The sequence below is a fragment of the Phenylobacterium sp. Root700 genome (assembly GCF_001429025.1).
GTDB lineage: Bacteria > Pseudomonadota > Alphaproteobacteria > Caulobacterales > Caulobacteraceae > Phenylobacterium.
Window position 1 is genome coordinate 104500 of record NZ_LMHT01000011.1, and the last position, 25416, is coordinate 129915.

Genomic DNA, 25416 nt, shown 5'->3' on the forward strand with positions numbered 1-25416 from the left:
TGTCTGGCGTCAGCCGCCGTGGCGCGCACCATAGGGAGTCGTCGTTTTCCATGAAAGTCCGAACCGGCCTGGCGGCCGCGGCCTTTGTCGCTATCTCGTCCCTGGCCGGCCCCTCGCTGGCGGCGGACGAGTGCGCCGGCAAGCCCAGCGACAACAGGTTGACGGTCAGCGTCACCGGCGTCCGCCCGGCCCAGGGCGAGGTGGCGATCACGCTCTATCCCGACGACGCCAAGCGATTCCTGGCGCCGAAGGGCAAGCTGCTGCGTCAGCGGGTTCCGGCGAAGTCGCCGACGACCAGCACCTGCTTCTATCTGCCGGCGGCGGGCGTCTATGCGATCGCGGTCTATCACGACGTCAACGCCGACCATGATTTCAACCGCAGCCTCGTCGGCATGCCGACCGAGGGCTACGGCTTCTCCAACGACGCGCCGACCAAGATCAGCCTGCCGGCGTTCAGCACGGTCCGTTTCCGCGTGCCGGCGGGGACCAGTCGCACGACGCTTCGCATGCGTTACCCCTGAGGGCCGTCCAGCACGTAGCTGCCTAGCGGCTCGAACGCTCCGGTCTGCGCCGACAGCCCGCGTGCGATCACCCGGATCCGCCGCTGGGTCGGGTCGATCTCGATCCCATGCCACCGGGCGCCCGGATGGCGCCCATGACCGACGGCCGAGGCCGAGGGGACGCCCAGCACTGGGATCGCGCCGGCAGGGCCGGGCATGGTGCTGACCGCGGCCTCATGGGCGTGGCCGTGCAGCACCAGTTCGGCGCCGTGGGTTTTCAGCAGCGCGCTCAAGGCTGGCGCGTCCTCCAGCGCCTTGCGCTTGGAGACGATCCCCGGCGTCGGGGGATGGTGGATCATGATCACCCGGAACAGACCCTCGCGCCCCAGGCGTTCCAGGATCGCCTCCAGGCGGCCGAGTTGCTCGCGTCCCAACCGGCCGCTGGCTAGTCCAGGCGCGGTCGGCGTCGCCGAGCAGAGGTTCACCAGGGCCACGGGGCCGCGTTCGCGCACAGCCGGAAAGGCGGGCTGGCCGGGGTCTTCCAGCCATTCGCGCCAGGGGGCGAAGGCGTCCGGCGCGTTCCTCCCCACCAGGGCGTCGTGATTGCCGGGACTGACCGTGACGCCCGAGGCCGGACCCAGGGTCTGCAGCCAGGCGCGCGCAGCGGCGAACTCGGCCTTGGTCGCGAAATTCGTCAGGTCGCCGGTCAGGGCGATGTGGTCGGGAGCATAGGCGCCGATGTCGGCGCTGAGCGCCTTCAGAACCTGCGGCTGATGCTCGCGGCCCTTGCGGCGCCAGGCGATGGCGCTGAGCAGGCGCTTGGACGCGAAATCGGCCGCCCGCAGCGCGCCGGGCGGCGGCGGAAGGTGGGGATCGGACAGGTGGGCGAGGCGAAACGGAGGCACGGTTGAAGATGGTTTCTGGTCAGGCGGCGGCGAAGCTGATTATCAGGTCTTTATAATCACAGGTCGGTTGGCGGAATTGACGATATCAGCAGAGGCTACCGGCGCAGCCGGCCCCACGGCCATGGTCGTGGGCGTCGCGGAAGGCCGCATTTGGGGGATGAGTTCGGCGGAGCGCCTACAACGCATCTTTCGCCGGCTCGGTCTTCCGGAAAATGACGGCGCGGCCGACGCAGCGGGCGCCGTGCTTGTCGCCGATGCGCGCTGGGTGTTCGATCAGGCGCTGATCGGCGCCTTGGCGAAACATCCAGGCGTCATACTGGTGGACGATGATGGCGTCCCCGCGGCCATCCATGGAAAGGGCGAGGCGATGCGCGTCGCGCTTCAGCGCCTGGCGGCCGGCGAGGACCTGGCCGCGGTCGCGCCTGACTATCCGCGCCTGACGGCCTTGGAGGTCGGTTCGACCTACAACAGCGAGCTTCGCAAGAAGGAGCCGCCGATCCTGCGGCGACTGACCAAGGTCAATGTCGGCGAAGTTGAGAAGCGGCTGTTCCAGGGCTCCTATAAGGGCGTCACCGACTTGGTGACCAAATATGTGTGGCCGGNCGCGAGCTTCCTGCTGGTGCTGGCCGCCTTCGCCCTGTTCTGGACCGGTCATTTCGGCTGGGGTCTGGTCTGCGCCTGGATCATGACCTTCCTCGACACCGTCGACGGCAAGCTGGCGCGGGTGACCCTGACCTCGTCGAAATGGGGCAACGTCTTCGACCACGGTATCGACCTCGTCCATCCGCCGTTCTGGTGGTGGGCTTGGCTGGTCGGTGTCCAGGCGAGCCTCCATCCGGTCGGGGCGCCGACGCTGATCTTGCTCGTAATCGTCGCGGGCTACGTGATCCAGCGGATGCTCGAGGGCGTGTTCCTGGGGCTGTTCAAGGTCGAGATGCACGCCTGGCGGCCGTTCGACAGCTTCTTCCGGCTGATCACCGCCCGCCGCAACCCGAACCTCATCCTGCTGACCGGGGCCAGCCTGGTCGGGCGTCCCGACGTCGGGCTGGTGCTGGTGGCGGTCTGGACGGCCTTGTCGCTGCTGGTTCACCTGATCCAGGTGCTGCAGGGGCTGATCACGCCCCGGGGGCAGGTGACGTCGTGGCTGGCCCGCTAACGAAGGTCGGCGTGGTCCGCAATCCGCGGAGCCACGCCAATCGCCTGCGGACGGGGGCCTCGGCTGATGCGCGGCCAAATGGGGTGCATTGGGTCGAGCCCGAGACACCGGCCGCCCTGGCCGAGGACATGCGGCGGTTCGCCGCCGAGGGCGTCGACCTGGTGGTCATCGACGGCGGCGACGGGACGGTGCGCGAGGTCCTGAGCGCGCTGCCCGAGGCCTATGGCGAGCATCCTCCGGCCCTGGCGGTGCTGGCGTCCGGCAAGACCAATATCCTGGCGCTCGATCTGGGCGCGGGCCGCGAATGGAGCCTGGAGGCGGTGTTGCGCCGGGCGGCGGAGGACGAGCCCGCCTACAAGACCCGCACGCCGCTGCAGGTCAGCTGGGCCGATCCGGCGCGGCCGGCGGTCTGGGGCTTCGTTTTCGGCCTGGGCGCGTTCGTGCGCGCCACGGAGATGTCCCAGTCCGTCCATCGGATGGGGGCCTATCACAGCCTCTCGGTGGCGCTCATCCTGGCCGGCGCGGCGATCGGGACCCTGTTCGGCGGTCGGCGCGACCAGTGGCGGCAGGGCGTGCCGCTGACCGCCCACCTGGACGGCGAGGCGCTGCGGGCCGGCGAGCGGTTCCTGCTGATGGCGACGACGCTCAAGCGGCTGCCATTCGGCCTCAAGCCCTTCGGACCGCCGACCGACGCCATGAAGGTGCTGGACGTCGATGCGCCGCCCCGCCGGCTGCTGGCGGCGCTGCCGACGCTGCTGCGTGGCCTGGACGCTCCGTGGCTCGGCCGTAACGGCTATCGGCGGCGCGAGGCGGCGCATCTGACGGTGTCGCTCGCGGCGTCGGTCATCGTCGACGGCGAGGTGTTCGCAGGCGGCGAGATCGCCGTCCGCCGTGGCCCGCCCATGCGGTTTCTAGCGCCATGACCAAGTCGCAGGATCTAGACCGTCTGATCGGCGCCGAACTGGGCGTGGTTCCGCCCGCCCACGCCGCGGCCATGGGCGCTGACCTGGCGGGCCGGTTTTCGACGGCCGCGGCGGTGCTGTTCTACGGGTCGGTGCTGCGCACTGGCGATCTCGACGGCGTCATGGATTTCTACGTCCTGACGCGGGAAACACGCCCGGGGCTGCGAGGCCTGGCCACCCGGCTGCTGTGGCCGGATGTGAGCTATCACGAGTTCGAGGCCGACGGCCGGGTCTACCGAGCCAAGGTCGCCACGATGACGCTGGCTCAGTTCCGCCGCGCGGTGACGGGGGTCGGCGTCGACACCACCATCTGGACCCGCTTCGTCCAGCCCTGCGCCTTGGTGTGGAGCGCCGACGCGGCGGTCGCCGCGCAGGTGCGCGAAGCGGTTGCGGCGGCGGCGATCACGGCGGCGCGTTTCGCCGCGGTGGTCGGACCCGAGCGCGGGGCGCCGCAGGCCTACTGGACGGCTCTGTTCCGCCAGACCTACGCCGCCGAGTTCCGGGTGGAGGCGCGGGGGCGCGAGGCGCAGATCATCGGCGTCGATCCGGGTCGCTATGACGCCGTCCTGCCGGCGGCCTGGGAGGCTGGCGAGGTTCCCTTCGAACAGGTGGGCGGCGAACTGCAGCCGACCCTGCCAGCGGCCGAGCATGCACGCCTGTTGCGGGCCTGGCGGCTACGTCGTTCGCTGGGCAAGCCGCTGAACCTGGCGCGGCTGGTGAAGGCCGCCTTCACCTTCGAAGGCGCGGCGCGCTATGCGGCGTGGAAGATCGAGCGCCACACGGGCTTGCCCGTGCCGCTGACGCCCTGGCGGGAACGCCATGTGATCCTGGCGTCCCCGGGGGTGTTCTGGCGGCTCTGGAAGGCCCGGCGGAAAGCCTAGGCCAGGGCGCGCTTGGGTTCGTCCTTCAGCAGGCCGAACTCGCCGGCCACCTTCTCGACGACCTGAAGCACGCGCTCGATCTGCTCGGGCGTGTGGGCGGCGCTGACGCTGCTACGCAGCAGCGGGCGGTTGTCGGGCGTCGCCGGCGGCAGGGCCAGGTTCAGATAGACGCCGTTCTGCAGCAGGGTGTTCCACATGCCGATGGCCACGGCCTGGTCGGGCATGGTCACGGCCACGATCGGGCTGCAGTTCGGGCCGGTGGCCAGACCGAGGGCGGTGAGGCCGTCGTACAGGTGCTTGGCGTTGGCGTGCAGTTTGTGGCGCAGGGCAGGGGTTTCCTGAACCTTGCGCAGCGCCGTGACGGTCGAGGCGACCACCGCCGGCGGCAGCGAGGCGGTGAACATGTAGGGGCGGCAGACGACGCGCATGACGTCGAAGCCTTCCATGTCGGAGACCACGAAGCCGCCGACCGAGCCGAGGCTCTTGGAGAAGGTGCCGACGATGACGTCGACGTCGGCTTCAACGCCGGCTTCCTCGGCCAGGCCGCGCCCGGTGGCGCCGAGCACGCCCATCGAGTGGGCCTCGTCGACCAGCAGGTAGGCGCCCATCTCGCGTTTGACCGCGACGATCTCCTTCAGCGGGGCGACGTCGCCGACCATCGAATAGATGCCCTCGACCACGATCAGCTTCTCGCCGGGCGTGTCCTTCAGGCGGCGCAGCCGCTTGTAGAGGTCCTCGGGATCGTTGTGGCGGAAGCGGGTGACCTCGGCGTGGCCCATGCGCGCGCCGTCATAGATGCTGGCGTGGCTGTCGGCGTCGAGCAGCAGGTGGTCGTCGCGGCCGACCAGGCTGGAGAGCACCCCCAGATTGGCCTGATAGCCGGTGGTGAACACCATGGCGTGGCGACGGGCGTAATAGGCCTTCAGCGCGGTCTCGAGCTGCAGGTGGCCGTCATAGCTGCCGTTGGCGATTCGAGAGCCGGTCGTGCCGGTGCCGCCTTCGCGCACCGCCTTGACCGAGTCCTCGATACAGTCGGGGTCGAAGGTGAGCCCGAGGTAGTTGTTGGTGCCGAGCAGGATCGTGCGCTGACCGTCGATCACGCCCTCGGTGGGTGAAATGACGGAATCGAAGCGCACGCTGAACGGGTCAGCGGAAGCCTGGCGGATCGCCTGGTAGGCGTCCCGGGACGCTGCGTGTCTATCGAGCAGAGCCATGCTCAAGCCTTATTTCGAATGTTGTCTATCAGGGACGACAGGTCGCCCACGGTTTGAACTTCGCTCAGCCGATCGATTGGGATCGAGATATCGAAGCTGTCTTCTAGCTCCATGACGATGTTCATGAGCGCGAGCGAATCGACGGCGAGATCGCGGGAGATATCCGAGGCGGCGGTCACATGGACGCTTCGGCCCAGGACCACTTCAGCGGCACGCGCCACTTCGAGTACAGTGGTGTTGGTGATCAAGTCCATGATTATAGATGCGTCCCCCTCGAACGATCATCCGCGAACGTCGCATATTTGACGCCGTCCGCCGAGTAGGTCTGCAGCATCTTTTCGCGAATTGCTGCTGGTTTGCCGAAGATAACGCCGCTGGCCTCATATCCCTGGACGCTATGTAGGAAGCCGCGAGCCAGATCGAAGAGGGGCGCGGGCAGATCACTCATCTGCTCTTCCGGCCGCACCGACCAGTCGAGATGGCTGATTTCCCGCACCTTTCCGAAACTGATCATCGGCGCGGCCCCCGAACGTGGCGCGAGCAGGCCCGCCGCGGCGACGGCCCGCAGCGCAAACCCAGGAATCCTAAGGTAGGCCGGCGATGCGCCGAAGATCTCGGCCGCCGTCTGGAAGACCTCGCGCCAGCTGTAACCCTCAGGGCGTTGGTCGCAGAGCGCGACGTTGAAACCGCCGGGCGCCTTGGCGAGAGCGGCGATCTGCCGCGCCGCGTCGGCCACGTGCATCATGGCGATTCGCGCCCTGGGGTCGAGCAGGGGCAGAACCGGGCTCGATGCGGCGAGCTTGAACAGGGGCAGGGTCTCAGGATCGTCGGGACCATAGAGGGCCGGCGGTCGCACCACGCCGAGCCGTTCGCCCAGCACCGCGCGCGCAGCATCCTCGCCGCCGCGCTTGCTGGCGCCATAGTCCGAAATGCTGGGTTCGCGCGCGGTCAGGCTCGACACCAGCAGCATCCTGCCGCTCGTGCGCTCGGCGACCCGGCGCGCGCCCTCGACATTGACCGCGGCGAAGGCCGCCGCCGTTCGGGCCTTGGTCAGGCCCGCGGCGTGGACGACGAGGCCCGCGTCGCGGCAAAGCCGATCCAGAGCGCGCTCGTCGCCAAGATCGCCCAGGACGACCTCGACCTCCAGGTCCCGCCAGAATGGGTGGATGACATCTCGCCTGGCGAGAATGCGAACGCGATACCCGGCTGTGGCGAGTTCGCGAACGAGGTGACGCCCCAGGAAGCCCGTCGCCCCCGTGACCGCCACCAAGCCGGCGGCCATCCTTAGGCGGTTTCCCTCTCGCCCTGTTCGGCGAGGTAGGCGGCTTTCGCACGCGAGCGGCTGAGCTTGCCTGACGAGGTCTGCGGTAGGGCGTGGCCGCCGACCAGTTTCACCTGGGGTTCGACGCTATGGCGCAGGCGGAGCAGGTCGGTGACGTCCTGGGTCAGGCGCTGGCGGACTTCAGGATCGCTGCTGCGGCACTGCACCAGCACGATCACCGCCTCTTCGCCGTCCATCGGGACCGAGAAGGCCGCGACGTCGCCGCTACGCAGGCCGGGAATCTCGGCCTCGGCGGTCCATTCCAGGTCCTGCGGCCAGATGTTCCGGCCGTTCAGGATGATCAGGTCCTTGCTGCGTCCGGTCAGCACGATCTGGCCATCGGACAGGTAGCCGATGTCGCCGGTGTCGAGCCAGCCGTCGGCCGACAGGACGTGACCGGTCGCTTCGGGTTGTTCGAAATAGCCGACCATCAGGCTGGGGCCGCGGGCGAACACCCGGCCGACCTGCCGTTCGTCCAAGACTTCGCCGCGGTCCCCGCGGATCTGCAATTCGTGGCCGGGCAGCGGCGGGCCGTTGCGGGCGAAGTCACGGGTGCGGGCCGAGGCGTGGGCCGTGACGGCGAGGCCGTCGTTCTCCAGCCGCGCGACGTCGAGGGTTTCGGCGACCAGGCCCTCGCCCAGCGGGGCCATGGTCAGGGCCAGCGTCGCCTCGGCCATGCCGTAGCTGGCGACGAAGGCGTTGGGGGAGAAGCCGGCGCCGGCGAAGCGTTCGGCGAAATCCTTGAGCGGCTTGGTGCGGATCATGTCGCCGCCCAGGCCCGCGACGCGCCAGCGCGAGAGATCGAGATGATCCAGCGCCGCGTTCTCGCCGCGACGCGCGCAGAGTTCATAGCCGAAGGTCGGGCTGTAGGAGATCGTCGCGCCGTTGCGGCCGATCAGGTCGAGCCAGAGCAGCGGGCGGCGAACGAAGGCTCCGGTCGGCATCAGGTCGACCGACATCTGCGCCGCCAGCGGGCTCAGCAGGAAGCCCACCAGACCCATGTCGTGATAGAGCGGCAGCCAGGAAATGGCCCGGTCCCCCGGCTCCACCTTCAGACCGTCGCGGGTGATCGCCGTCGCATTGGCCATCAGCGCGCGGTGGGTGACCAGAACGCCGGTCGGGAACCGGGTGCTGCCCGACGAAAACTGGAGGTAGCAGGGGCTGTCCGGGCCGATCTGCGGCAGGGCGGCGCCCTGCGAGGCGGGAAGTTCGCCCAGCGCGCCGGCGAAGGTCAGGCCCTGGTCCTCGGAAATCTCCTTCAGCCAGGCGTCCATCGAGGCCGGTCCCAGCAGAGCGCCGGCCTTCGCGGCCTGCAGCATCCGGCGGATCTGCTCGACATAGAGCGCCCGTCCGCCCAGCGGCGCAGGCAGGGGCAGGGGCGCGGGCACAAGGCCCGCATACTGGCAGGCGAAGAAGGCGCGCACGAAGTCGCCGTCGGTCTCGGCGATCAGCCCGACCCGGTCGCCGGGCTTGAGGCCGGCGGCGAGCAGGCGTTCGGCGATGTCGCGGGCGGTGACGCGTAACGATTTATACGGCAGGGCCTCGGCTAGTTCGCCGCGCAGGCCATAGAGATTGACCCCGGTCTCGCCCAGGGCGGCGAAGTCCAACGCCTCCACGAGGGTGGGGAAGTCGGCCAGTCGGAGGGCGCGCTCAGGGGCGGTCGGCGTAATCATGACAGTCGGCTTTCGCCCGCTTCCATCTGGTAACGCAAGAGTTTACTGCGCACCGCGCGATGGGTCTTTCGGCCGCATGACGCGCGAAAGGCTCCAGAACATGCCCAGCGCCGTGGCCAGGGCGGCCCCGACCAGGGCCATGCCCGCGCCTTGCAAACCCTGGGCGTTCACGATCGGCGCCAGGGCCGTCAGGAACACCGCCGCGACGATCAGGCGAACCTTCAGCACCGCGCCTGGCCGTCCCATGGAGACCAGCATCGGTTCCAGCGGCAGGGCCCAGACGCCGATGACCGCGGCCCCGACCTGCCAGACCATGGTCTGCGACGCCGCGCCGAAGTCCTTGCCCATCACCAGAGTCAGCAGCGGCTCGCCGGCGAAGACGGCGACCAGCAGCAGCAGGGTCGCAAAGCCGCCGCCGATCAGGCCGACCCGAACGGCCAGGCTTTGCATGTGGGCTTCGCCGCCGGCGGCGCGCAGCTTGGCGAGTTCGGGGTACATGGCGGGGATGAGCAGCCGCGCAGGCTTGGCCAGGGCGTCGGCGATCTGGCGCGCGACGCGCCAGAGGCCAGCTTCCGTCGGCCCGAGCAAGGCGCCGACCGCCAGGGTGGCGACGTGGGTGAAGGCGACTTCGACGCTGGCGCTGGCGTTGGTGGCGATGGCGAACCGCCAGGCGCCCGGCATTCCGGCGGTGAGCGGACCGGACCAGGAGAAGCTCTCCAGCAGCCCCCGGCGGCGAAGCTCGCGATAGGCGATCACGCTGACATAGATGAACCCGGCCAGCGTGCCCGCGCCCCAGACGATCAGGAAGAAGGAGACCGGCGCGCCGATGACGAAACCGACGCCCCCGCCGACCAGCCTGACCATCGAACTGATCGCAGCCTGGGCCGACAGCAGGCCGAAGCGGTCGAACAGGCGCAGCAGCCCGATCTGGGTCGCCGGAACCATGAAGGCGATGGTCAGGCCATAGAGGGCGGCCGGTCCGGCCATGTCCTGGGGCATGCCCAGCAGGGGCCCGAACAGCATGGCGCCGGCCGCTCCGATCGCGACGCCGGCCACGGCGCTGACAGCGTCGAGGATCAGGCCGAAGCGCACGACGCGCTGGAAGTCGGCGCGGCGGTTCTCGGCCAGCGGCCCTGGGCCGAACTGCAGGATGGTCTGCCAGGACTGGAACCGGGCCACGTCGCCGATGAACTGGGCGAAGGTGTTGATCAGGACCAGGACGCCGAAATTGGCGACACCCAGCGTCCGCGCGGCCAGGGCCATGTAGCCGAGGCTGATCAGCGCGTTGAGGGTGCGCCCGCCCAGCAGCATGCCGGCGTTGGCCAGCACTCGGCGCAGGAGACCGTCCTTAGCCTGCCCCCCGGCGGTCATGGCGCAGGCTGTCCGCCCAGCCGCACGGCGATCGCCTCGGCCGCCCGCAGGGAGGAGGAGCGCGCCTGCAGGTCGAAGCTGGAGGCGAAGCCGGCCTGCTGTTCGGCCAGATAGTCGCCGTGGCTGGCGAAGGCGGCGGCGGCCGCGTCGGGCAGGGCCGCGATTTGGTCGAGAACCGGGCCGTAGCGCCAATGGCGATAACTTTCATCGCCTTCCCAGGCGACGCCGTGGGCGTTGAGGAAGAGGGCGGGCTTGGGCGTGCGCAGGAACTCGTAGATCTGACTGCTGGCGTCGCCCAGATAGAGGTCGGCCAACCGGGTGTAGGTCATGTCGATCGCAGCTGGGCCGCCGAGATCGATGTGGATGCGCGGATGATCGCGGAACGGCTGGAGCAGCCCCACGTCCGGGGCGCCGGCCTGATCGAACAGCCGCACATGCGGCGCAAAGATCAGGTTGTAGCGATCGTCCGCGGCGAACTGCTCCAGCACCTGGACGCCCCAGGCCGGCCAGGAACTCAGGCGCGGGTCGAAGTGGGGGTTGTAGAGGACGACGGGACGCTTGTCGGCGAACGGGCTTTGCGGCGACGGCGCCAGGGCCTCGACGATGTCGAACTTCGGATAGCCGACCATGGCGCAGTTTTCAGGCGCGACCAGGCCGCTCTCGACCATGCGATCGCGCTGTTTTGGCCCGGCCGCCATCACCAGGTCGAACAGACCCAGCCGTGGCTCGAACGGACCGCCGCGGTCGCCGGCGCCGTGCTGGGTGTAGATGAGCTTTGGTCGCCGGACGCCCAGGCGGCGGATCAGCGCCGTCGTCCGCTCCGGGGTCACAACGGCGTCGTAGCCGGCGAAGGTTCCGAGATTGGCCACCAGCATGGCGGCCTTGGGCGGGGTCGAAGCCGCGCCGGGCCGAATGTTCCGCAGCCATTTGGGGCCGAGCAACCGGCTGGTCAGGGCCGCGCCGCCCAGGCGGCTCAGGGCCGCGTCGATATAGTCCAGGTGGGCCTGCGAGGTGGCGGCGAGCTCGACCTCGAACTGGGGCCAGTTGCGGGCCAGCTCAATGGCGATCGGCAGGCTGTGCAGGATCTGGTGCGTCTGCGCGATGTAGAGAAAGCAGATCTTTCGAGGGGGCGCGGGCGCGGTCATGGCGTCTGCGCATTGGCGCAGTCTTCGAGCGACCGCAACGGATCTTTCTGTTCGGGCGTCACGATGGCTCCAAACGCCGCGGCCGCCGGCTATCGTTCCGGCGTCAGGCGTCCGCGCACGCCGCCCTTGAGGATCAGGCGGTCGCCCTTGTCCTCGACCTGATAGTCGCCGGATTCCACCTGGCTGCCGGCGCGGTCGATTCGCAGGCCGGTTTGACCGCTGACGGCGCCGGTCTTGGTGTCGACGAGCGCCTCCTGTGAGGCGAACTGCGTGCCCGAACCATTATCCATCCGCACGTCTCCGGTCAGGACCAGGGAGTGGCGGGCCTCGTCATAGACGCCTGATTTAGCGGTTGCCCGCCGGGTCGCGCCGGATTCGGTCTTAAGGGTCAGGACCGGATCGGCGATCACGATACGTCCGCTGTCCTTGTCGTCGCGGACGCCCTCCCGTCCGGTGATGCTGAAGGCGCGGCCATCGGGGTTCGTCCCGGAAAAATGAGGCTTTAGCATCTTGGAGACCCGAACAGGCTCGGCCTGCTGGCTGGAGGCGCTCAAGGCTCCGAGGCCGACCTGAACGGCGCAGACGATCACCAGGACCGCCGCCGCCGCCGGCAGGGCCCAGCGCAGGAGACGCACGTTCGCCAGGCGTCGTTCGCGACGGTGAGCGTCAATCGGCATGCCGACGGATCGAAGCGGCATAGAACTGAATCTCCAAACCAGGCTTGGCCTGCTTGCGGCAGGNNNNTCACCACTATCTCACAAGCTCCATTGGGCACTAGGACAGATCGAGGAGGTTATTCACGCGATGACGACTTCACCTCCTCGAACGCCGTCGCACCGGCGGGAGCGGCCTGGATGCTGAACTACGTTCTCGCCCCGCTTGGGATCTTGCTGATCGGCCTCGGCGCCGCGGGCCTGTTCCTGGCGTTTCGGCCGTCGCGGCGCGCAAAAGGGCCTCAGCACGACGATCAGCAGGCCATCGGTTCCGAAGACTCCGACTGACGGACCATGTCGCCGCCCCGGCTGTCGTGTGCAAAGCTGCGCCGTAAGAGAGCCCTGGGAGGGGACGATGCCGGCCGAAACCGCGAGCATCTGGAATGACCGGGAGTATCTGCGCGAAGAGCAGTACCGCGACTCATCGAAGCTGGCGGCGCGGGCCAATCTTCACGGGAAGTACGGCCGGGGCGACTGGTTCGCCTGGGTCGCCGCGCAGCCGACCTGGCCCGTAGAGGGGCGGGTGCTGGAGCTAGGTTGCGGCGCCGGGTGGTTCTGGGCCAGCGCCGCGCCCCATGCGCCGGCCGGCCTTGAGCTCACCCTTACCGACCTCTCACCCGGCATGGTGGACGAAGCCGTCCGGCGTACGCGCGGGCTGTCCCGATGGCCGGTGGAGGAGAGCAGGGCGGTCGACGCCTCGGCCTTGCCGTTCGCCGACGCCAGCTTCGACGTCGTCCAGGCGCTGCACATGCTCTACCACCTGCCGAGCCCGGCCAAGGGCGTGGACGAGATCCTCCGCGTCCTGCGTCCCGGCGGCCTGGCGGTGATCGCCACAAACGGGCGCGACACCATGGCCGAGCTGTTCGCCCTGAACGCGGCGGTGTTCGGCGGCGCGGCGCGGGACGAGACGATCGACGCCTTCAGCCTCGAGAGCGCCGAGCCGATCCTGCGCGAGCGGTTCGCGCAGGTGGAGCTGCGCGCCTATCCGGACACCCTGCGGATCACCGACCCGGCGGACGTCTACGGCTATCACGCCTCAAGTCCGCCGGGAGACGCCGCGACGCCGGACCAGGCGGCGGCCCTGCGCCGAGTGATCGACGAGGCGTTCGCGAGAGGCGGCGGGACCTTGACGGTGACCAAGTCGGTGGGCGTGTTCCTGTGCCGCAAGGCCGGCTGACCGCCCAATAGAAAGCGCGCCGGCCTTGCGACCGGCGCGCCATAATGTTTGCGCCTGAGCGCGGTCTGCTAGTCGCGCAGGCTGGCCGGCACGACGCCGCCGTTCTTGGCCAGCGCCGCCCAGACGGCCTTTTGCAGGGCGATGTTCTGTTCGGCGCTGCCGTGCGCGCCGGCGGCGACGTCGAGTTCAGCGGCGAGTTCCTTGCGGGCGTCGAGGCTGGAATCCAGGTCCAGCATCTTCAGCAGATCGACGATCGAGGTCCGCCAATTGCCGCCGCCGCCCTTCTGGGCCGCCAATTCCACCAGCACCACTTCCACATCCACCGGTTCGGGCGGCGGCGGGGGAGCGGCGGCAGGAGCCGCTGCAGCCGGCGCGGCGGCCGGGGCTGCTGGCGCAGCCGCCGGCTTCTTGCGGTGAAGAACTTTATCCATGATCGAGCTGAAAATGCCCATGCGCCCGGCTCCCTTGTTTGCTGGTCTAGCTATAAAGCTCGACCCTGCGACCGGTTCCAAGGCTGAACCCTTGGTTGTTCAAATCAGAAACCTTTGGTGATCGAAACTCCATAGAGGCGCGGGTCCAGGAGGAAGACGCTACGCGTCGCGCCAAGATTCTCGTCGTTGATGTCGAAACCCACGATGGTGTTGTCATCCATCAGGTTCTTCACGAACACCTGCACGTTCAGATCAAGATCGGGATTGGCGAAGATCAGGCTGGCGTTGACGTTCTCCCAGGACTCGATGCGGTCGAAGAAGGCGTTGTTGTAGCGCATGAAGCTCTCGGCCTGACGGTAGTAGTCGCCGCGGATCGTGGCGTTCCAGCCGTTTGGAAGCTCCCACTTGTACTGAGCGCCCAGCGAGAGCGTCCATTCCGGGGCGTTGGGCAGTTCGTTGCCCGACAGATTCTGGACGATGCCTTCGCCGGCCCCGCTGGCGAAGCGCGAGACGTTGGTCCCGTAGCTGTAGACCCCGCCCACCAGGGCGTCGGCCGTCGCCGCTGGAACCCCCGCGGCGAGCAGTCGGCCGCGGATGGTCGAGGTTCCCGATCCCGTCCCGGCGCAGGCGAAGTTCGCCAGCAGGGTGGAGCCGCCAGGCACGCGCAGCAGATTGGCCACGCCGGCGGAGTTCAGGATGCAGCCGCCGTTGGTGGAGTTGGCGTAGATGTAGGCTGGGTCGCCCTGGGTGCGGTTGAAGGTGTCGACCACCAGGCCTTTTTCGATCTCGGTCTTCAGGTAGCCGATGTTGGCGTTGAGCCGCAGGTTGTCGATCGGCTCCCAGATCGATTCCAGTTCCGCGCCATAGATCTTGGCGTCGATGTTCTCATTGTAGACCGAGCGGTTCACGCTGCGGCCGATCTGGTAGCCCTGATATTTGTAATAGAACCCGGTGAGGTTCAGCAGCAGACGCCCGTCAGCCAGGGTGTTCTTCGTACCCACTTCGTAGGCGTTGACGAATTCCGGCTCGTAGGAGGGGTTCAGGCCCAGCGCCACGACGCCAGGCGGGTTGAAGCCGCCGCCCTTGTAGCCCTTCGAATAGGACGCATAGACCAGGGTTTGATCGGTGAAGCTGAGGTCCGGCGACCAGTCGACGTTCAGCCGGCCGGTGGTTTCCTGGAACTGGACTTCCTGTTCGGCTGTGAAGGTCGGGCCGCGGCCGGGCGTGAACAGGGTGGCGCCGCTGCCGCGGGTCCACTTCTTGTCGTCAGTGTAGCGCAGGCCCAGCGTGACCTTCAGGTCCTCGGTCGCTCGCCAGTAGACCTCGCCGAACGCCGCCTTGGACTTCAGCTTGTACTCGCTCAGGCTGACGAAATAGTTGTGCCCGGTATAGTCCGGCTCGCGCAGCGGATCGATGTAGGCGGCGGGCTGGATGAGCCGCACGGCGGCGGTGGCCGCGTTGGTCGCCACATAGGTGATGCTGCGAGCCTTGTAGTCGAGATAGATCCCGCCGACGTTGAAGTTGATCGGCCCGTCGAAATTCGACTGCAGCCGCAGTTCCTGAGTCCACTGTTCATTGTGGCCGATCCCGCCGGACTCGCTCATCAGCCGGTCGGTGATCCCGAACTGCGGGTCGTTCAGCGTTCCGGTCGGGGTGAACGGCGTGACGCCGAACGGCACCGAGGAGTAGCCGCCGGTCGAGTCGCCGCGCGCGTAGTTTTCGTTCTCATTGTAGCTGGTCAGCGAGGTCGCGGTCAGGGCCGGCGTGACGTCCCATTCCAGGTTCAGTTCGTAGAGATCGGTCCGCGGCCGATAGATCGGGCGGCCATAGACCTCGATCTCCCGCTGATCGCGCGAGATGGTCTTGCCCGCGAAGGCGTCGGTGGTCTGCAGTCCGATCTGCCGGGCGATGATGCCGGTGAAGGTCGAGAGCTGGTTGGTGGTTCCGTAGACGTCCGATCCGTAGACCGAGGCCGGCAGGCACCCTTGCGTGAAGGCGGCCTGGGCCGCCCCGGTCGGCACGCCGCCGACGCTGGTCAGGCCGATATCCTTGGCGCAGAGCTGCTTGCGCGCGCCGCGGGTGTCGTCTTCGGAGAAGTTGTCCCACAGCAGGAAGCCGCGGAAATTCTCGGCCGGATCGAACGACAGGGTCACCCGGGCCGCCCAGATCTGGCGGTCGTCGATATCCTGTCCGTTCAAGGTGTTCTTGGTGTAGCCGTCGCGCTGCAGCGCGAAGCCGGCGGCGCGCAGGGCGAACATCTCGCCCAGCGGCACATTGATGAAGCCCTGGTATTTCTTGCTGTTGAAGTTGCCGAACTCCGCCGTGATCGAGGCGTCGAAGGTGTCTGTCGGCTTGTTGGTGATGACGTTGACGACGCCGCCGGTGGCATTGCGTCCGTAGAGGGTGCCCTGCGGACCACGCAGCACCTCGACCCGTTCGACATCGTAGAATTCGGCGTCGGCCAGGCGGTTGGCGGTGAGCGGGGCGTTGTTGTGGTGAACGCCCACCCCGTCGTCGCCGCCGGTGGACACCAGCTGCGCCCCGACCCCCCGGATCTGGAAGTTGGTGCGCAGGGAGCGCCGGGTGAAGGTGAGGTTCGGCACCGACTGAACCAGGTTGCCGGCGGTGTCGATGCCCCGGGTCTTCAGCGCCTGTTCGCTGAAGGCGGAGACAGCAATGGGAACGTCTTGAACCGACTCTTCCCGCTTCTGGGCGGTGACGATCAGTTCTTCGATAAATGATCCACCGGACGACTGCGCCCAGACCGGCGTAGACCAGACAAGCGCGAGCGCAGACGCAGAAGCCAACCAGGCTTTGGTCATTTTTCCCTCCCTAACCCCAGTCATTCGCCGGGGGTTTCTTGTCGACAGCTCTCGTCTAGCGGAGCCGTTCAGAAGGAAAGCTAAGGTCGTATCTTACGCGACGTCAAACGACCCCTGATTACATTGACGCATCCAGGGGTTGCGGTTTGGGCGGTCCGGAATACCAATCCGAGCGGTCAGCCGAACGGTTTTTCCAAGCTGGGCTGCGGTTGCGTGAACCAAGCCGCCCCCTCGGCGGTGACATGGAAGTGGTCTTCCAATCGGATACCAAAGGTATCGGGAATTACGATCATCGGCTCGTTTGAGAAACACATACCGGACGCCAGAGGCGTCTTGTCGCCCCGGACCAGATAAGGGGCCTCGTGAATCGACAGGCCGATGCCGTGGCCTGTGCGATGCGGCAAGCCCGGCAGGTCGTAGTCGGGACTGAAACCGGCGGCGGCCAGGACCCGGCGTGCGACGGCGTCGATCTCCTCGCAGGGAACGCCGGGCTTCACGGCGGCGAAGGCGGCGGCCTGGGCCTGCTTTTCGACGTTCCAGACACGCTTCTGCTCGGGCGAGGCGTCGCCGAACACATAGGTGCGGGTGATGTCGGAGTTATAGCCCTGAACCCGGCAGCCGGTGTCGATCAGCACGACCTGACCGTCTTCCAGCGCCTGCTCGCCGGGCAGGCCGTGGGGATAGGCGCTGGCGACCCCGAACTGCACCGCGCAGAACGAAGACCCGTCGTCGGCCCCGAGCGCGCGGTGCGCCTGGTCGATGAAGCGGCGGACCTCGGCGGTGGTGATCCCGGCCTTGAGGATCTTCGCCGCCCGCCGGTGAACCTCCAGGGTCATCGCCTTGGCCTGGGACATCAGGGCCAGTTCGGCCGGCGATTTGATCATCCGGCAGCCGTCGACGACCGGCGCGCCGTCCAGCAGCTTCAGATCCGGCGCGGCCTTGGCGACGCCGTTGAAGACGAAGAAGGGCAGGGCGGGATCGATGGCCAGGGAACGGGCCTCGCCCAGGCCGCGCGCGGTCAGCGCATAGGGGCTCTCATCTTCTTCCCAGAGCAGGATCTCGGCGTCGACGCCCAGCGAGGCCTCCAGCGAGCCCAGCTCGAAGCGTGGGCAGATCATCCGCGGCGCGCCTTCGCGCGGCAGGATCATCGCCACCAGGCGTTCGGTGGCGCCCCAGCCGACCCCGGTGAAGTAGCGCAGGCTGGCGCCCGCGCCGATGATCAGCGCGTCGGCGCCGATCTGCGCCATCAGTTCCTGGGCCCGCGTCATCCGGGCCTGATGTTCCGGCCTGCTGATCGGCGGCGCGCGATCGGCCCAGGGCTTCAGATCCGCCAACTCGGCCTGCGCCGTGGAACCGCCGATGCCGCTGGTCATGATAGTCTCCGGGTAAAGGGCCGCCGCACGCTGGCGGCCGAACAGTCGCGCCCGTATATAGCCGGGCATGGCCGAAGCCTTCAACGAACTGACCCTGCCCGCCGCCAAGGCGGAGCGTTATGCCACAGTCGCCGAGGAGATCGCCTCGGTGCTCGACGGCGAACCCAATCTCACCGCTCGGATGGCGACGGTCGCCTCGATGCTGGCGGCCAGCTTCGACACCTTCTTCTGGACCGGGTTCTACGTCGTCGATCCGGACAAGGACCGCGAACTGGTGGTCGGCCCCTATCAGGGGACGCTCGGCTGCCTGCGGATCGCTTACGGACGGGGCGTTTGCGGCGCGGCCGCCGAGACCGGCCAGATCCAGCTGGTGCCCGACGTCCATGCTTTCCCTGGCCACATCGCCTGCGACGGTCGCTCGGCCAGCGAGGTCGTCGTGCCGGTGTTTGATGGCCAAGGACGGCTCATCGCGGTGTTCGACGTCGACTCCACCGAGCCCGCCGCCTTCGATGAAATCGACGCCAAGTGGCTGGAACTGATCCTGAAGGCGACGTTCTCGGCCTGAGATTTGCAGCATGCGGTCCATCTTTCCCTAACCGGGAGGAGGTAGACGTGTTCGACATGCTGCGATCAGAGACCCTGCACCCGGACGACCTGACCGACGCCGACATCGGCGCCTGGCGTGCTCTGTGCGCGACACGGCCCGAATTCCAAGGCCCGCTGCTGGGACCCGATTTCGCCCGCGCGGTGGGGGCCGTCCGCCCCGACGCCCGGGTCGGTGTCTGGCGGCAGGACGAGGAGCCGGTCGGCTTCCTGGCCTATCATCAGCGGCCCGGCGGCCTGGCGCGGCCCATCGGCGCGCCGCTTTCCGACTATCATGGCGTGGTCGCCCGCGAAGGGCTCGACCTGCGCCAGGGCATTGCCGATCTTGGCCTGTCCGGCTTCCGGTTTACGGGTCTGATCGACCCGTTGAGAATGGCCGAGCCCTCGATTTCCGCCGAGCACGAGGCGTTCCTGATCGAACTGACCAGCTCGGCCGAGGACTATCTGGAGGCCCTGCGGGCCGCGAGCCCCAAGCGGTTCAAGAACTACCGCCGGCTGGACAACAAGCTCGACCGCGAGGTCGGCGCGATCACCCTGCGCGCGCCGGACCATGATCCGGCCGCCTTGGCGCAACTGCTGACCTGGAAGCGCGAGCAACTGGCCCGCACCGGCGTGCATGACTACCTCGCGCCGGCCTGGACGCAGCGGCTGATAGAGGACCTGTTCGCCAGGCAAGATGGCCCGTTCCAGGGTCTGATGATCAATCTCTATGTGGGCGACCAACTGGTGGCGGGCCATTTCGGCGTGCGGCTGGGCGACGTCTACCACCCGTGGATCGCCTCGACCGATCCGACGCTGAGCGCCTGGTCGCCGGGACAGCTGTTCCTGCTGCGGGCCATCGCCGCCATGCCGGACCTCGGCCTCACCACCTACGACCTTGGTCCCGGACACGAGCACTACAAACGGCCCTACGCGCTGTCCTCCCGCATGATCGGCGAGGGGATGTTGGTCGCCTCGGGTCCGCGTGGCCGCTCGGTCGACGCATCTGAACGGGTCTGGGCCCTGGCCGAGGCCCGCAGCCCGCACATGGTCGGACGATTGCGCCGGCGGCTGGACGCCATCGCCACCACCGAACTGTCGTTCGCCGGCCGCGCCCGCGGCCTGGCCCACGCCATCGCGACCCGGACCTTCCGGCCGGGCGCCGCCTCGGAGGCGGCCTGACGCATGGCCTCGCCACGTATCAGCCTGGTGATCCCGACCCAGCGCCGGCCTGACGGCCTGTCGGTCGCGGCGCGCTCGACCTTCCGCCAGACCGGCGTCGCGCCGGGCCTGCTGGAACTGGTCGTGGTCGATAACGATCAAACCCCATCGGCCCAGGCGACGGTCGAGGCTCTGGCGGCCGAGGCGCCGTTTCCCGTCACCTATGTCCACGAGCCCAACCCCGGCGTCGCCAATGCGCGCAACGCCGCGCTGGAACAGGCCAAGGGCGAGTTCATCGCCTTCCTCGACGACGACGAAGAGGCGCCGCCCGGATGGCTCGCCGCCCTGATCGCGGCCCAGAAACGGTTCGAGGCCGACGTCGTCTTTGGGCCCGTGCGAGGCCGCGCCCCGGCGCGCGTCACGCGGCATCGCAACTATCTGGAGCGGTTCTTCTCGCGCGAAGGACCGGCCAAGGCCGAGGTGCTGGATCACTATTACGGCTGCGGCGACAGCCTGATCCGCCGGGCCGCCCTGCCAGACCCCAACCGGCCGTTCTCCGCCATCCGCAACTATATCGGCGGCGAGGACGACCTGCTGTTCGCCCAGATGAAGGACGCCGGCGCGGTGTTCGCCTGGGAGCCGGCAGCCTGGGTCTGGGAAGATCCTGTCCCGGCGCGCCTGTCGCTTCGTTACACGATCCCGCGCGCCTTCGCCTATGGCCAGGGGCCATCGGCGGCCTGCGCCGCCGCCAGTCCGCCCGACCGTCTGGGCGTCGCCTTCTGGATGGCCCAGGGCCTGGCCCAGGCCGGAGTGTTCGGCGCTCTGGCTGGTCTGAAATGGCTGATCCGCGCGCCGGACTTCGCATTCACCCTGGACCGCGCCGCGCGCGGCCTGGGCAAGACCCTCTGGTGGGGGCCTTTCAAGATCCACTTCTACGGCTTGAGGGCAGGGGCATGAGCATTGTCCGCGACTGGACCCCGGCCAAGGCCGCGGCGTTCACCAAATCCAACCTGACCTTCGAACACGGCCTGCACGAACGCCCGATGTTCGGCGACGCCGGGCTTGAGGAGCTTCTCGACCGCTATCCGCGCGAGAAGCTGGGCGTCTTCACCATGGGCGAGGACCCGGTCGCCTGGACCACCTGGCGCAAGGGCTCGGCCGGGACGATGACCGGATCCAAGCTGCTGGAGGCCGCGCAGGCCGGGCGCATCTGGCTCAATCTGCGTGAGACCAATCGCTATCTCGACGCCTACGCCGCGCTCGACGCCGAGATCTTCGCCGAGAAGCAGGCCCGCAGCGGCGTGAAGGCCTTCAAGCGCGATCTCGGCATGCTGATCTCCTCGGCCGACGCCCAGGTGTTCTACCATCTCGACGTGCCGCTGGTGTCGCTGTGGCAGCTGCGCGGCCAGAAGCGCGTCTGGGTCTATCCGGTGGCCGACCCCTATGTGGGGCAGGAGGTCCTGGAGCGGATCGTGCTCAAGGAGACCGCCGAGCAGTTCACCTTCGACCCCGCTTGGGACGCCGGCGCCGAGGTCCACGACCTGACGCCGGGCAAGATGGTGACCTGGAAACAGAACGCGCCGCACCGGATCGAGAACGGCCCGATGCTAAATGTCTCGCTATCCATCGAGTTCATGACCCCCCAGGCGCTGATGCGGGCCAATGTGATCTACGCCAACGGCGTGCTGCGTCGCCGGCTGGGCGCTCGGCCTCGGGTTCAGAACGGCTTCACGCCGACTGTGCTCGGCAAGGTGGCCGTGGCGCGCGCCGCCAAGGCCCTGAAGCTGCAGGCGACCCATGAGCGGGTCCTGCCGGTGAGCTTCCGGCTGGACAACCAGCGGCCGGGCTTGCTGCTGCCGGCCTAGGTTGCGGAGACAGGTCGGACGCCGGCCAGCCGTGGAGGGGTGGCCCTTCACGTGCGCGTAAACCCATTGGCTTACGCCGCGTCGCGCTCCTAAATGACTCCCCGACGCGCGGCGGACGCGCAAAACTCGGGAGCGGAACCATGGGCGAAGCCTATATCGTCGCAGCGACGCGTACGGCCGGCGGCCGCAAGGGCGGCAAGCTGAAGGATTGGCATCCGGTCGATCTGGGCGCGGCAGTGCTCAACGACCTGATGGACCGGACGGGCGCCGACCCGGCCCTGGTCGAGGACGTGGTCATGGGCTGCGTCGGCCAGGTGGGCGAACAGGCGATCAATGTCGCGCGCAACGCGGTGCTGGCTTCGCGCCTGCCCGAAAGCGTGCCCGGCACCAGCGTCGACCGTCAGTGCGGCTCCTCTCAGCAAGCCCTGCACTTCGCCGCCCAGGCCGTGATGAGCGGCACCATGGACGTGGTGATCGCCGCCGGCGTCGAGAGCATGACCCGCGTGCCGATGGGCCTTTCAGCGGCGCTGCCGGCCCAGAACGGCTTTGGCTCCTATATGAGCCCGGGCATCCAGAAGCAGTACCCGAACATCCAGTTCAGCCAGTTCATGGGCGCCGAAATGGTCGCCGAGAAGTACGGCCTGACCAAGGACGAGATCGACGAATACAGCTTCCAATCCCACCAGCGCGCGATCGCCGCCACGCAGGCCGGCGCCTTCAAGAACGAGATCGTCGGCCTCGAGATCACCGACGCTGAAGGCAACGTCACGATCCACACCATCGACGAAGGCATCCGCTTCGACGCCAGCCTCGACGGTATCAAGGCCGTGAAGCTGCTGCGTGAAGGCGGCCGCCTGACCGCCGCCTCGTCCAGCCAGATCTGCGACGGCGCCTCGGGCGTGATGGTGGTGTCGGAAAAGGGTCTGAAGGACCTGGGCGTCAAGCCGCTGGCCCGTATCCACCACCTGTCGCTGCTGGGCCACGACCCGGTGATCATGCTGGAGGCCCCGATCCCGGCCACCGAGCGCGCCTTGAAGAAGGCCGGCATGAGCGTGAACGACATCGACCTGTTCGAAGTCAACGAGGCCTTCGGTTCGGTCCCCGTCGCCTTCATCAAGAAGCTGGGCGCTGATCCAGCGCGCGTGAACGCCAATGGCGGCGCCATCGCGCTCGGCCACCCGCTCGGCGCCTCGGGCGCCAAGCTGATGGCGACCTTGCTCAACGGTCTGGAACAACGTGGCGGCCGCTACGGCTTGCAGACGATGTGCGAGGGCGGTGGTATGGCGAACGTCACCATCGTCGAACGACTCTAAGACAGGATCTGCCATGACCGGACGCATCTTCGCTATCACAGGTGCGTCCGGAATTCTGGGTTCGGCGGTGGCCAAGGCCGCCGCCGAACGCGGGGCGCGCGTCGCCCTCATCGACTTCGCTCAGCAGGCCGACGTGCTTGAGGCCTGTGGCCCCGACGCCCTGATGCTGGGCGGGGTCGACCTCACCGACGCGGTCGCCGCCAGCGCGGCCATCGACGCGGTCGCTGACAGGTTCGGCGGCCTGGACGCCCTGATCAATGTGGCCGGCGGCTTCCGCTGGGAAACGCTGGAAGAAGGCTCCTGGGAGACCTGGCACACCATGTTTCGCATGAATGTGCTGACCGCGACCAACGCCTCGCGCGCCGCGATCCCGCACCTGAAGCGCAGCGCCTCTGGCCGGATCGTCAATATCGGCGCTAATGGTGCGGTGAAGGCCGCCGCCGGCATGGGCGCCTATGCCGCGTCCAAGGCCGGGGTGCATAAGCTGACCGAGAGCCTGGCCGAAGAGCTGAAGCCCGACGGCGTGACCGTGAACGCCGTCCTGCCCTCGATCATCGACACCCCCACCAACCGGGCCGATATGCCCAAGGCCGACTTCGCGTCCTGGGTATCCCCGGGCGAGCTCGCCGCCGCGATCCTGTTCCTGGCCTCCGAGGAAGCCAGCGCCGTGACCGGGGCCCTGCTGCCGGTGACCGGCCGGACCTAGGCCGCTGTAGCGCCGGCGCCGCATCGCCTGTTCATTTTCGACCGGCCACGAAGCTTTCTCGCTTTCGGTATGCGATCTCGCCTAACCTTGGCCTCAAGGGGAGGGGAGCCCTGAGTGATGAAGATGGCCTTTGCCGCCGCGCTTGCGGCGACCTTCGGATCAAGCTGGGCCATCGCGCAGGAGCCGCCCGCCGCGGCCGCGGGCGGCGTGATCGCCTATCCGCCCGCCTTCTTCGCCGAGATGGGGCCGTCGACCGCTCTCGATATGGTCCAACGTCTGCCGGGCTTTTCGTTCGACAAGGGCGCGGTGGTGCGGGGCCTGGCCGGGGCCAGCGGCAATGTGCTGATCGACGGCGAGCCGCCGGTCGCCAAGAACGACACCCTGGAAGAGATCCTCAAGCGCATTCCGTACGGATCGGTCGCGCGGATCGACGTCATCCGGGGCGGGGCGCCCGGCGTCGACATGCAGGGCCGCACGGTGATCGCCAACGTGGTGCGCCGCCAGGGTGCGGGCGCCCGCGGGGCCGTGAGCTTCTCCACCCAGCCGATCTATGACGGCCGGGTGCTCAACGCCTTGCGGGCCGAGGGCCAGTGGCGGTGGGACGGCAAGCTGCTTGAGCTGTCGATGGTCAATGGCAAGGGACCTGACGACGCCCTGGGCGATGGGCCGCGTGTCCGCTACGGCCCGACCGGCGTGCCGCTGATTGTCTCGGAGGTCGACGCCGACGGTCAGGGCTTGCGCGAATGGGTGACCGGCGCCTTCGAGACGCCGGTGGCGCGGGGCCGGCTGCGGCTCAACGGCGCCTATATGAAAACCACCTCCACCTCGGAGATCTATGATCGGCTGAGCGTGCCGGGCGCGGCGCGAGAGTATGAGTACGTCACGCCCCACCGTCTCCAGGCCGAGCTTGGCGGACGGTTCGTGCGGGCGTTCGGCGCGACGTCCCTGGAGGCGCTGGCCTTCCAGCAGTGGAACAACCTCGACACCAAGGCGCGGTTCGAATCCGCCGCGGTCGACCGTCTGTTCCACAGCGACAAGAAGGTGACCGAAAGCGTCGGGCGGCTGAATCTGCGCCGGCGGATGTCGGACAGTCTCTCGCTGGAGGCCGGTGTCGAAGGCGCGTTCAACGCGCTGGACAGCAAGACGACCCTGATGGTCAACGGCCTGCGGGTCGTGGTTCCGGCCGCCGATGTGAGGGTCGAGGAGGCGCGGGCCGAGCCTTATGTCGTCGGGACTTGGCGGCCGACTTCCACGCTGACGTTCGAGGGCGCGCTGCGGCAGGAGGTGTCGAAGATCACCTCCACTGGCGACGTCAATCTCGAGAAGTCGCTCAGCTTCACTAAGCCGAGGCTCGCCGTGACCTGGGCGCCTGGCGCCGCGAACCAATGGCGGGGGCGTCTGGAGCGCGAGGTCAGCCAGCTCAACTTCGATGATTTCGTGGCCACGTCCTCGGTGGCGAGCACCGGCGTGCTGATCGCCGGCAACCCCGATCTCTCGCCCCAGCAGGCCTGGGTGATCGAGGGCGCCTATGAGCGCCGGTTCTGGACCTCGGGCGCGGCGGTGCTGACGGTGCGCCACTACGAGCTCAGCGACGTGATCGACCGCGCGCCGATCCGCGTGGGCGCGGTGGTCGCCGACGGCCCGGCCAATATCGGCGATGGAACCAAGGACGAGGCGGCGGTCAGCCTCTCGGCGCCGCTCGACCGGGTCTGGCTGAAGCGGGCGACCATCAAGGGGCAGGCGACCTGGCGGCGCTCGCAGGTCGTTGACCCGACCACTGGCGATGACCGCGAGATCTCCGGCCTGCATCCGGTCGACTGGGAGGTTCACTTCACCCAGGACCTGCCGGGCCTGAAGGCCAATTGGGGCGTCGACGTCTTTGGCGGCTTCCGCGAGAGCAACTATCGCCTCACCGAAATCGAGACCAAGAAATACGAGACCTTCGCCACCGTGTTCGCCGAGGTGAAGCCCAGGCCGGACCTGATCCTGCGCGTGGAGATCCAGAACGTGACGGGGCGCGACGTCCAGCGCATCCGCGAGGTCTATGCCGGGCCGCGCGACCGCGCCGCGCTGGCCTATACCGACGTGCGGAACCTGGAGTGGGGGCGGTGCTTGTTCGTGCGACTGCGCAAGACCTTCGGCTGA

General features: G+C 68.2%; 22 protein-coding genes and 1 pseudogene. 12 read left to right on the plus strand and 11 right to left on the minus strand.

The window, feature by feature from the left end; translation table 11 throughout:
- The first annotated feature begins 50 nt into the window (after positions 1 to 50).
- Positions 51 to 521 (plus strand): DUF2141 domain-containing protein, encoded by a 471-nt coding sequence (locus tag ASE02_RS06115; RefSeq protein WP_056732209.1) that lies wholly within the window; start codon positions 51 to 53, stop codon positions 519 to 521.
- Here ASE02_RS06115 and ASE02_RS06120 read toward each other — a convergent pair.
- Positions 512 to 1405 (minus strand): metallophosphoesterase, encoded by an 894-nt coding sequence (locus ASE02_RS06120; protein WP_056732212.1) that lies wholly within the window; start codon positions 1403 to 1405, stop codon positions 512 to 514. The two genes, ASE02_RS06115 and ASE02_RS06120, sit on opposite strands and share 10 nt — an antisense overlap.
- Before the next feature lie 603 nt (positions 1406 to 2008).
- Between ASE02_RS06120 and ASE02_RS22890 the strand changes: the two are divergent.
- The 3 genes and pseudogenes from ASE02_RS22890 to ASE02_RS06135 form a co-directional block, all read left to right on the plus strand.
- Positions 2009 to 2561: pseudogene (locus ASE02_RS22890) on the plus strand (CDP-alcohol phosphatidyltransferase family protein); the annotation flags it as partial.
- Positions 2546 to 3484 (plus strand): diacylglycerol kinase family protein, encoded by a 939-nt coding sequence (locus tag ASE02_RS06130; RefSeq protein WP_082601898.1) that lies wholly within the window; start codon positions 2546 to 2548, stop codon positions 3482 to 3484. The pseudogene ASE02_RS22890 and the gene ASE02_RS06130, both read left to right, overlap by 16 nt.
- Positions 3481 to 4404, plus strand: coding sequence for a hypothetical protein (locus tag ASE02_RS06135; RefSeq protein ID WP_056732217.1), 924 nt, complete (start codon positions 3481 to 3483; stop codon positions 4402 to 4404). The genes ASE02_RS06130 and ASE02_RS06135 overlap by 4 nt, the downstream gene beginning before the upstream one ends.
- Here the strand turns inward: ASE02_RS06135 and ASE02_RS06140 are convergent.
- The 7 genes from ASE02_RS06140 to lptC all read right to left on the minus strand — a co-directional run bounded on the left by ASE02_RS06140 (position 4401) and on the right by lptC (position 11826).
- On the minus strand, positions 4401 to 5618 hold the full coding sequence (locus ASE02_RS06140; RefSeq protein WP_056732218.1) for a pyridoxal phosphate-dependent aminotransferase family protein: 1218 nt from the start codon (positions 5616 to 5618) through the stop codon (positions 4401 to 4403). The genes ASE02_RS06135 and ASE02_RS06140 overlap by 4 nt on opposite strands.
- 2 nt (positions 5619 to 5620) lie before the next feature.
- A complete protein-coding gene (locus ASE02_RS06145) occupies positions 5621 to 5872 on the minus strand; it encodes an acyl carrier protein (protein ID WP_056732219.1) in 252 nt (83 codons plus the stop codon).
- 2 nt (positions 5873 to 5874) lie between these two features.
- A complete protein-coding gene (locus ASE02_RS06150; protein ID WP_082601899.1) occupies positions 5875 to 6900 on the minus strand; it encodes an NAD(P)-dependent oxidoreductase in 1026 nt (341 codons plus the stop codon).
- Positions 6901 to 6902: 2 nt separating this feature from the next.
- Entirely contained in the window at positions 6903 to 8612 is a 1710-nt protein-coding gene (locus tag ASE02_RS06155) for a fatty acyl-AMP ligase (RefSeq protein WP_056732220.1), read from the minus strand.
- A gap of 42 nt (positions 8613 to 8654) precedes the next feature.
- The gene (locus ASE02_RS06160) at positions 8655 to 9983 is read right to left on the minus strand and encodes a lipopolysaccharide biosynthesis protein (protein WP_056732222.1); all 1329 of its coding nucleotides are present in this window, start codon (positions 9981 to 9983) and stop codon (positions 8655 to 8657) included.
- Positions 9980 to 11128, minus strand: a complete 1149-nt coding sequence (locus ASE02_RS06165) for a hypothetical protein (protein ID WP_056732224.1) — start codon at positions 11126 to 11128, stop codon at positions 9980 to 9982. The genes ASE02_RS06160 and ASE02_RS06165 overlap by 4 nt, the downstream gene beginning before the upstream one ends.
- Before the next feature lie 89 nt (positions 11129 to 11217).
- Positions 11218 to 11826: an LPS export ABC transporter periplasmic protein LptC gene (lptC, locus tag ASE02_RS06170; protein ID WP_056732226.1), complete on the minus strand. Its 609-nt coding sequence runs from the start codon at positions 11824 to 11826 to the stop codon at positions 11218 to 11220.
- A 370-nt stretch (positions 11827 to 12196) separates the two neighbouring features.
- Between lptC and ASE02_RS06175 the strand changes: the two genes are divergently transcribed.
- Entirely contained in the window at positions 12197 to 13018 is an 822-nt protein-coding gene (locus tag ASE02_RS06175) for a class I SAM-dependent methyltransferase (RefSeq protein ID WP_056732228.1), read from the plus strand.
- A 68-nt stretch (positions 13019 to 13086) separates the two neighbouring features.
- Here ASE02_RS06175 and ASE02_RS06180 read toward each other — a convergent pair whose 3' ends face one another.
- The 3 genes from ASE02_RS06180 to ASE02_RS06190 form a co-directional block, all read right to left on the minus strand.
- Positions 13087 to 13470, minus strand: a complete 384-nt coding sequence (locus ASE02_RS06180; RefSeq protein ID WP_056732230.1) for a DUF3597 family protein — start codon at positions 13468 to 13470, stop codon at positions 13087 to 13089.
- An 83-nt stretch (positions 13471 to 13553) separates the two neighbouring features.
- On the minus strand, positions 13554 to 16271 hold the full coding sequence (locus tag ASE02_RS06185; RefSeq protein ID WP_056732236.1) for a TonB-dependent receptor: 2718 nt from the start codon (positions 16269 to 16271) through the stop codon (positions 13554 to 13556).
- Positions 16272 to 16447: 176 nt separating this feature from the next.
- Positions 16448 to 17644 carry a Xaa-Pro peptidase family protein gene (locus ASE02_RS06190; RefSeq protein ID WP_056732237.1) on the minus strand — a complete coding sequence of 399 codons (1197 nt, stop codon included), beginning with the start codon at positions 17642 to 17644 and terminating at the stop codon, positions 16448 to 16450.
- A gap of 67 nt (positions 17645 to 17711) precedes the next feature.
- Here ASE02_RS06190 and ASE02_RS06195 point away from each other — a divergent pair, with 67 nt between their 5' ends.
- From ASE02_RS06195 to ASE02_RS06225, 7 genes are all read left to right on the plus strand, one after another.
- On the plus strand, positions 17712 to 18209 hold the full coding sequence (locus ASE02_RS06195; RefSeq protein WP_056732239.1) for a GAF domain-containing protein: 498 nt from the start codon (positions 17712 to 17714) through the stop codon (positions 18207 to 18209).
- Between the two features lie 56 nt (positions 18210 to 18265).
- Positions 18266 to 19408 (plus strand): GNAT family N-acetyltransferase, encoded by a 1143-nt coding sequence (locus ASE02_RS06200; protein WP_056732753.1) that lies wholly within the window; start codon positions 18266 to 18268, stop codon positions 19406 to 19408.
- A gap of 3 nt (positions 19409 to 19411) precedes the next feature.
- A complete protein-coding gene (locus tag ASE02_RS06205) occupies positions 19412 to 20344 on the plus strand; it encodes a glycosyltransferase family 2 protein (RefSeq protein ID WP_056732240.1) in 933 nt (310 codons plus the stop codon).
- A complete protein-coding gene (locus ASE02_RS06210; RefSeq protein ID WP_056732241.1) occupies positions 20341 to 21252 on the plus strand; it encodes a hypothetical protein in 912 nt (303 codons plus the stop codon). Before ASE02_RS06205 ends, ASE02_RS06210 begins: the two co-directional genes overlap by 4 nt.
- Before the next feature lie 140 nt (positions 21253 to 21392).
- Positions 21393 to 22565 (plus strand): acetyl-CoA C-acetyltransferase, encoded by a 1173-nt coding sequence (locus tag ASE02_RS06215; protein ID WP_056732243.1) that lies wholly within the window; start codon positions 21393 to 21395, stop codon positions 22563 to 22565.
- 13 nt (positions 22566 to 22578) lie between these two features.
- Positions 22579 to 23271, plus strand: coding sequence for an SDR family NAD(P)-dependent oxidoreductase (locus ASE02_RS06220; protein ID WP_056732245.1), 693 nt, complete (start codon positions 22579 to 22581; stop codon positions 23269 to 23271).
- Positions 23272 to 23388: 117 nt separating this feature from the next.
- Positions 23389 to 25416: a TonB-dependent siderophore receptor gene (locus ASE02_RS06225; protein ID WP_056732249.1), complete on the plus strand. Its 2028-nt coding sequence runs from the start codon at positions 23389 to 23391 to the stop codon at positions 25414 to 25416.

What these genes read in the sequence shown, in the direction of transcription:
- ASE02_RS06175 (WP_056732228.1), top strand. Translation starts at nt 12,197, where the DNA reads ATGCCGGCCGAAACCGCGAGCATCTGGAATGACCGGGAGTATCTGCGC.
- ASE02_RS06115 (WP_056732209.1), top strand. Translation starts at nt 51, where the DNA reads ATGAAAGTCCGAACCGGCCTGGCGGCCGCGGCCTTTGTCGCTATCTCG.
- ASE02_RS06155 (WP_056732220.1), bottom strand. Translation starts at nt 8,612, where the DNA reads ATGATTACGCCGACCGCCCCTGAGCGCGCCCTCCGACTGGCCGACTTC.
- ASE02_RS06200 (WP_056732753.1), top strand. Translation starts at nt 18,266, where the DNA reads ATGCTGCGATCAGAGACCCTGCACCCGGACGACCTGACCGACGCCGAC.
- ASE02_RS06210 (WP_056732241.1), top strand. Translation starts at nt 20,341, where the DNA reads ATGAGCATTGTCCGCGACTGGACCCCGGCCAAGGCCGCGGCGTTCACC.
- ASE02_RS06185 (WP_056732236.1), bottom strand. Translation starts at nt 16,271, where the DNA reads ATGACCAAAGCCTGGTTGGCTTCTGCGTCTGCGCTCGCGCTTGTCTGG.
- ASE02_RS06140 (WP_056732218.1), bottom strand. Translation starts at nt 5,618, where the DNA reads ATGGCTCTGCTCGATAGACACGCAGCGTCCCGGGACGCCTACCAGGCG.
- ASE02_RS06145 (WP_056732219.1), bottom strand. Translation starts at nt 5,872, where the DNA reads ATGGACTTGATCACCAACACCACTGTACTCGAAGTGGCGCGTGCCGCT.
- ASE02_RS06225 (WP_056732249.1), top strand. Translation starts at nt 23,389, where the DNA reads ATGAAGATGGCCTTTGCCGCCGCGCTTGCGGCGACCTTCGGATCAAGC.
- ASE02_RS06205 (WP_056732240.1), top strand. Translation starts at nt 19,412, where the DNA reads ATGGCCTCGCCACGTATCAGCCTGGTGATCCCGACCCAGCGCCGGCCT.
- ASE02_RS06160 (WP_056732222.1), bottom strand. Translation starts at nt 9,983, where the DNA reads ATGACCGCCGGGGGGCAGGCTAAGGACGGTCTCCTGCGCCGAGTGCTG.
- ASE02_RS06195 (WP_056732239.1), top strand. Translation starts at nt 17,712, where the DNA reads ATGGCCGAAGCCTTCAACGAACTGACCCTGCCCGCCGCCAAGGCGGAG.
- ASE02_RS06180 (WP_056732230.1), bottom strand. Translation starts at nt 13,470, where the DNA reads ATGGGCATTTTCAGCTCGATCATGGATAAAGTTCTTCACCGCAAGAAG.
- ASE02_RS06165 (WP_056732224.1), bottom strand. Translation starts at nt 11,128, where the DNA reads ATGACCGCGCCCGCGCCCCCTCGAAAGATCTGCTTTCTCTACATCGCG.
- ASE02_RS06150 (WP_082601899.1), bottom strand. Translation starts at nt 6,900, where the DNA reads ATGGCCGCCGGCTTGGTGGCGGTCACGGGGGCGACGGGCTTCCTGGGG.
- ASE02_RS06190 (WP_056732237.1), bottom strand. Translation starts at nt 17,644, where the DNA reads ATGACCAGCGGCATCGGCGGTTCCACGGCGCAGGCCGAGTTGGCGGAT.
- ASE02_RS06215 (WP_056732243.1), top strand. Translation starts at nt 21,393, where the DNA reads ATGGGCGAAGCCTATATCGTCGCAGCGACGCGTACGGCCGGCGGCCGC.
- ASE02_RS06220 (WP_056732245.1), top strand. Translation starts at nt 22,579, where the DNA reads ATGACCGGACGCATCTTCGCTATCACAGGTGCGTCCGGAATTCTGGGT.
- lptC (WP_056732226.1), bottom strand. Translation starts at nt 11,826, where the DNA reads ATGCCGCTTCGATCCGTCGGCATGCCGATTGACGCTCACCGTCGCGAA.
- ASE02_RS06135 (WP_056732217.1), top strand. Translation starts at nt 3,481, where the DNA reads ATGACCAAGTCGCAGGATCTAGACCGTCTGATCGGCGCCGAACTGGGC.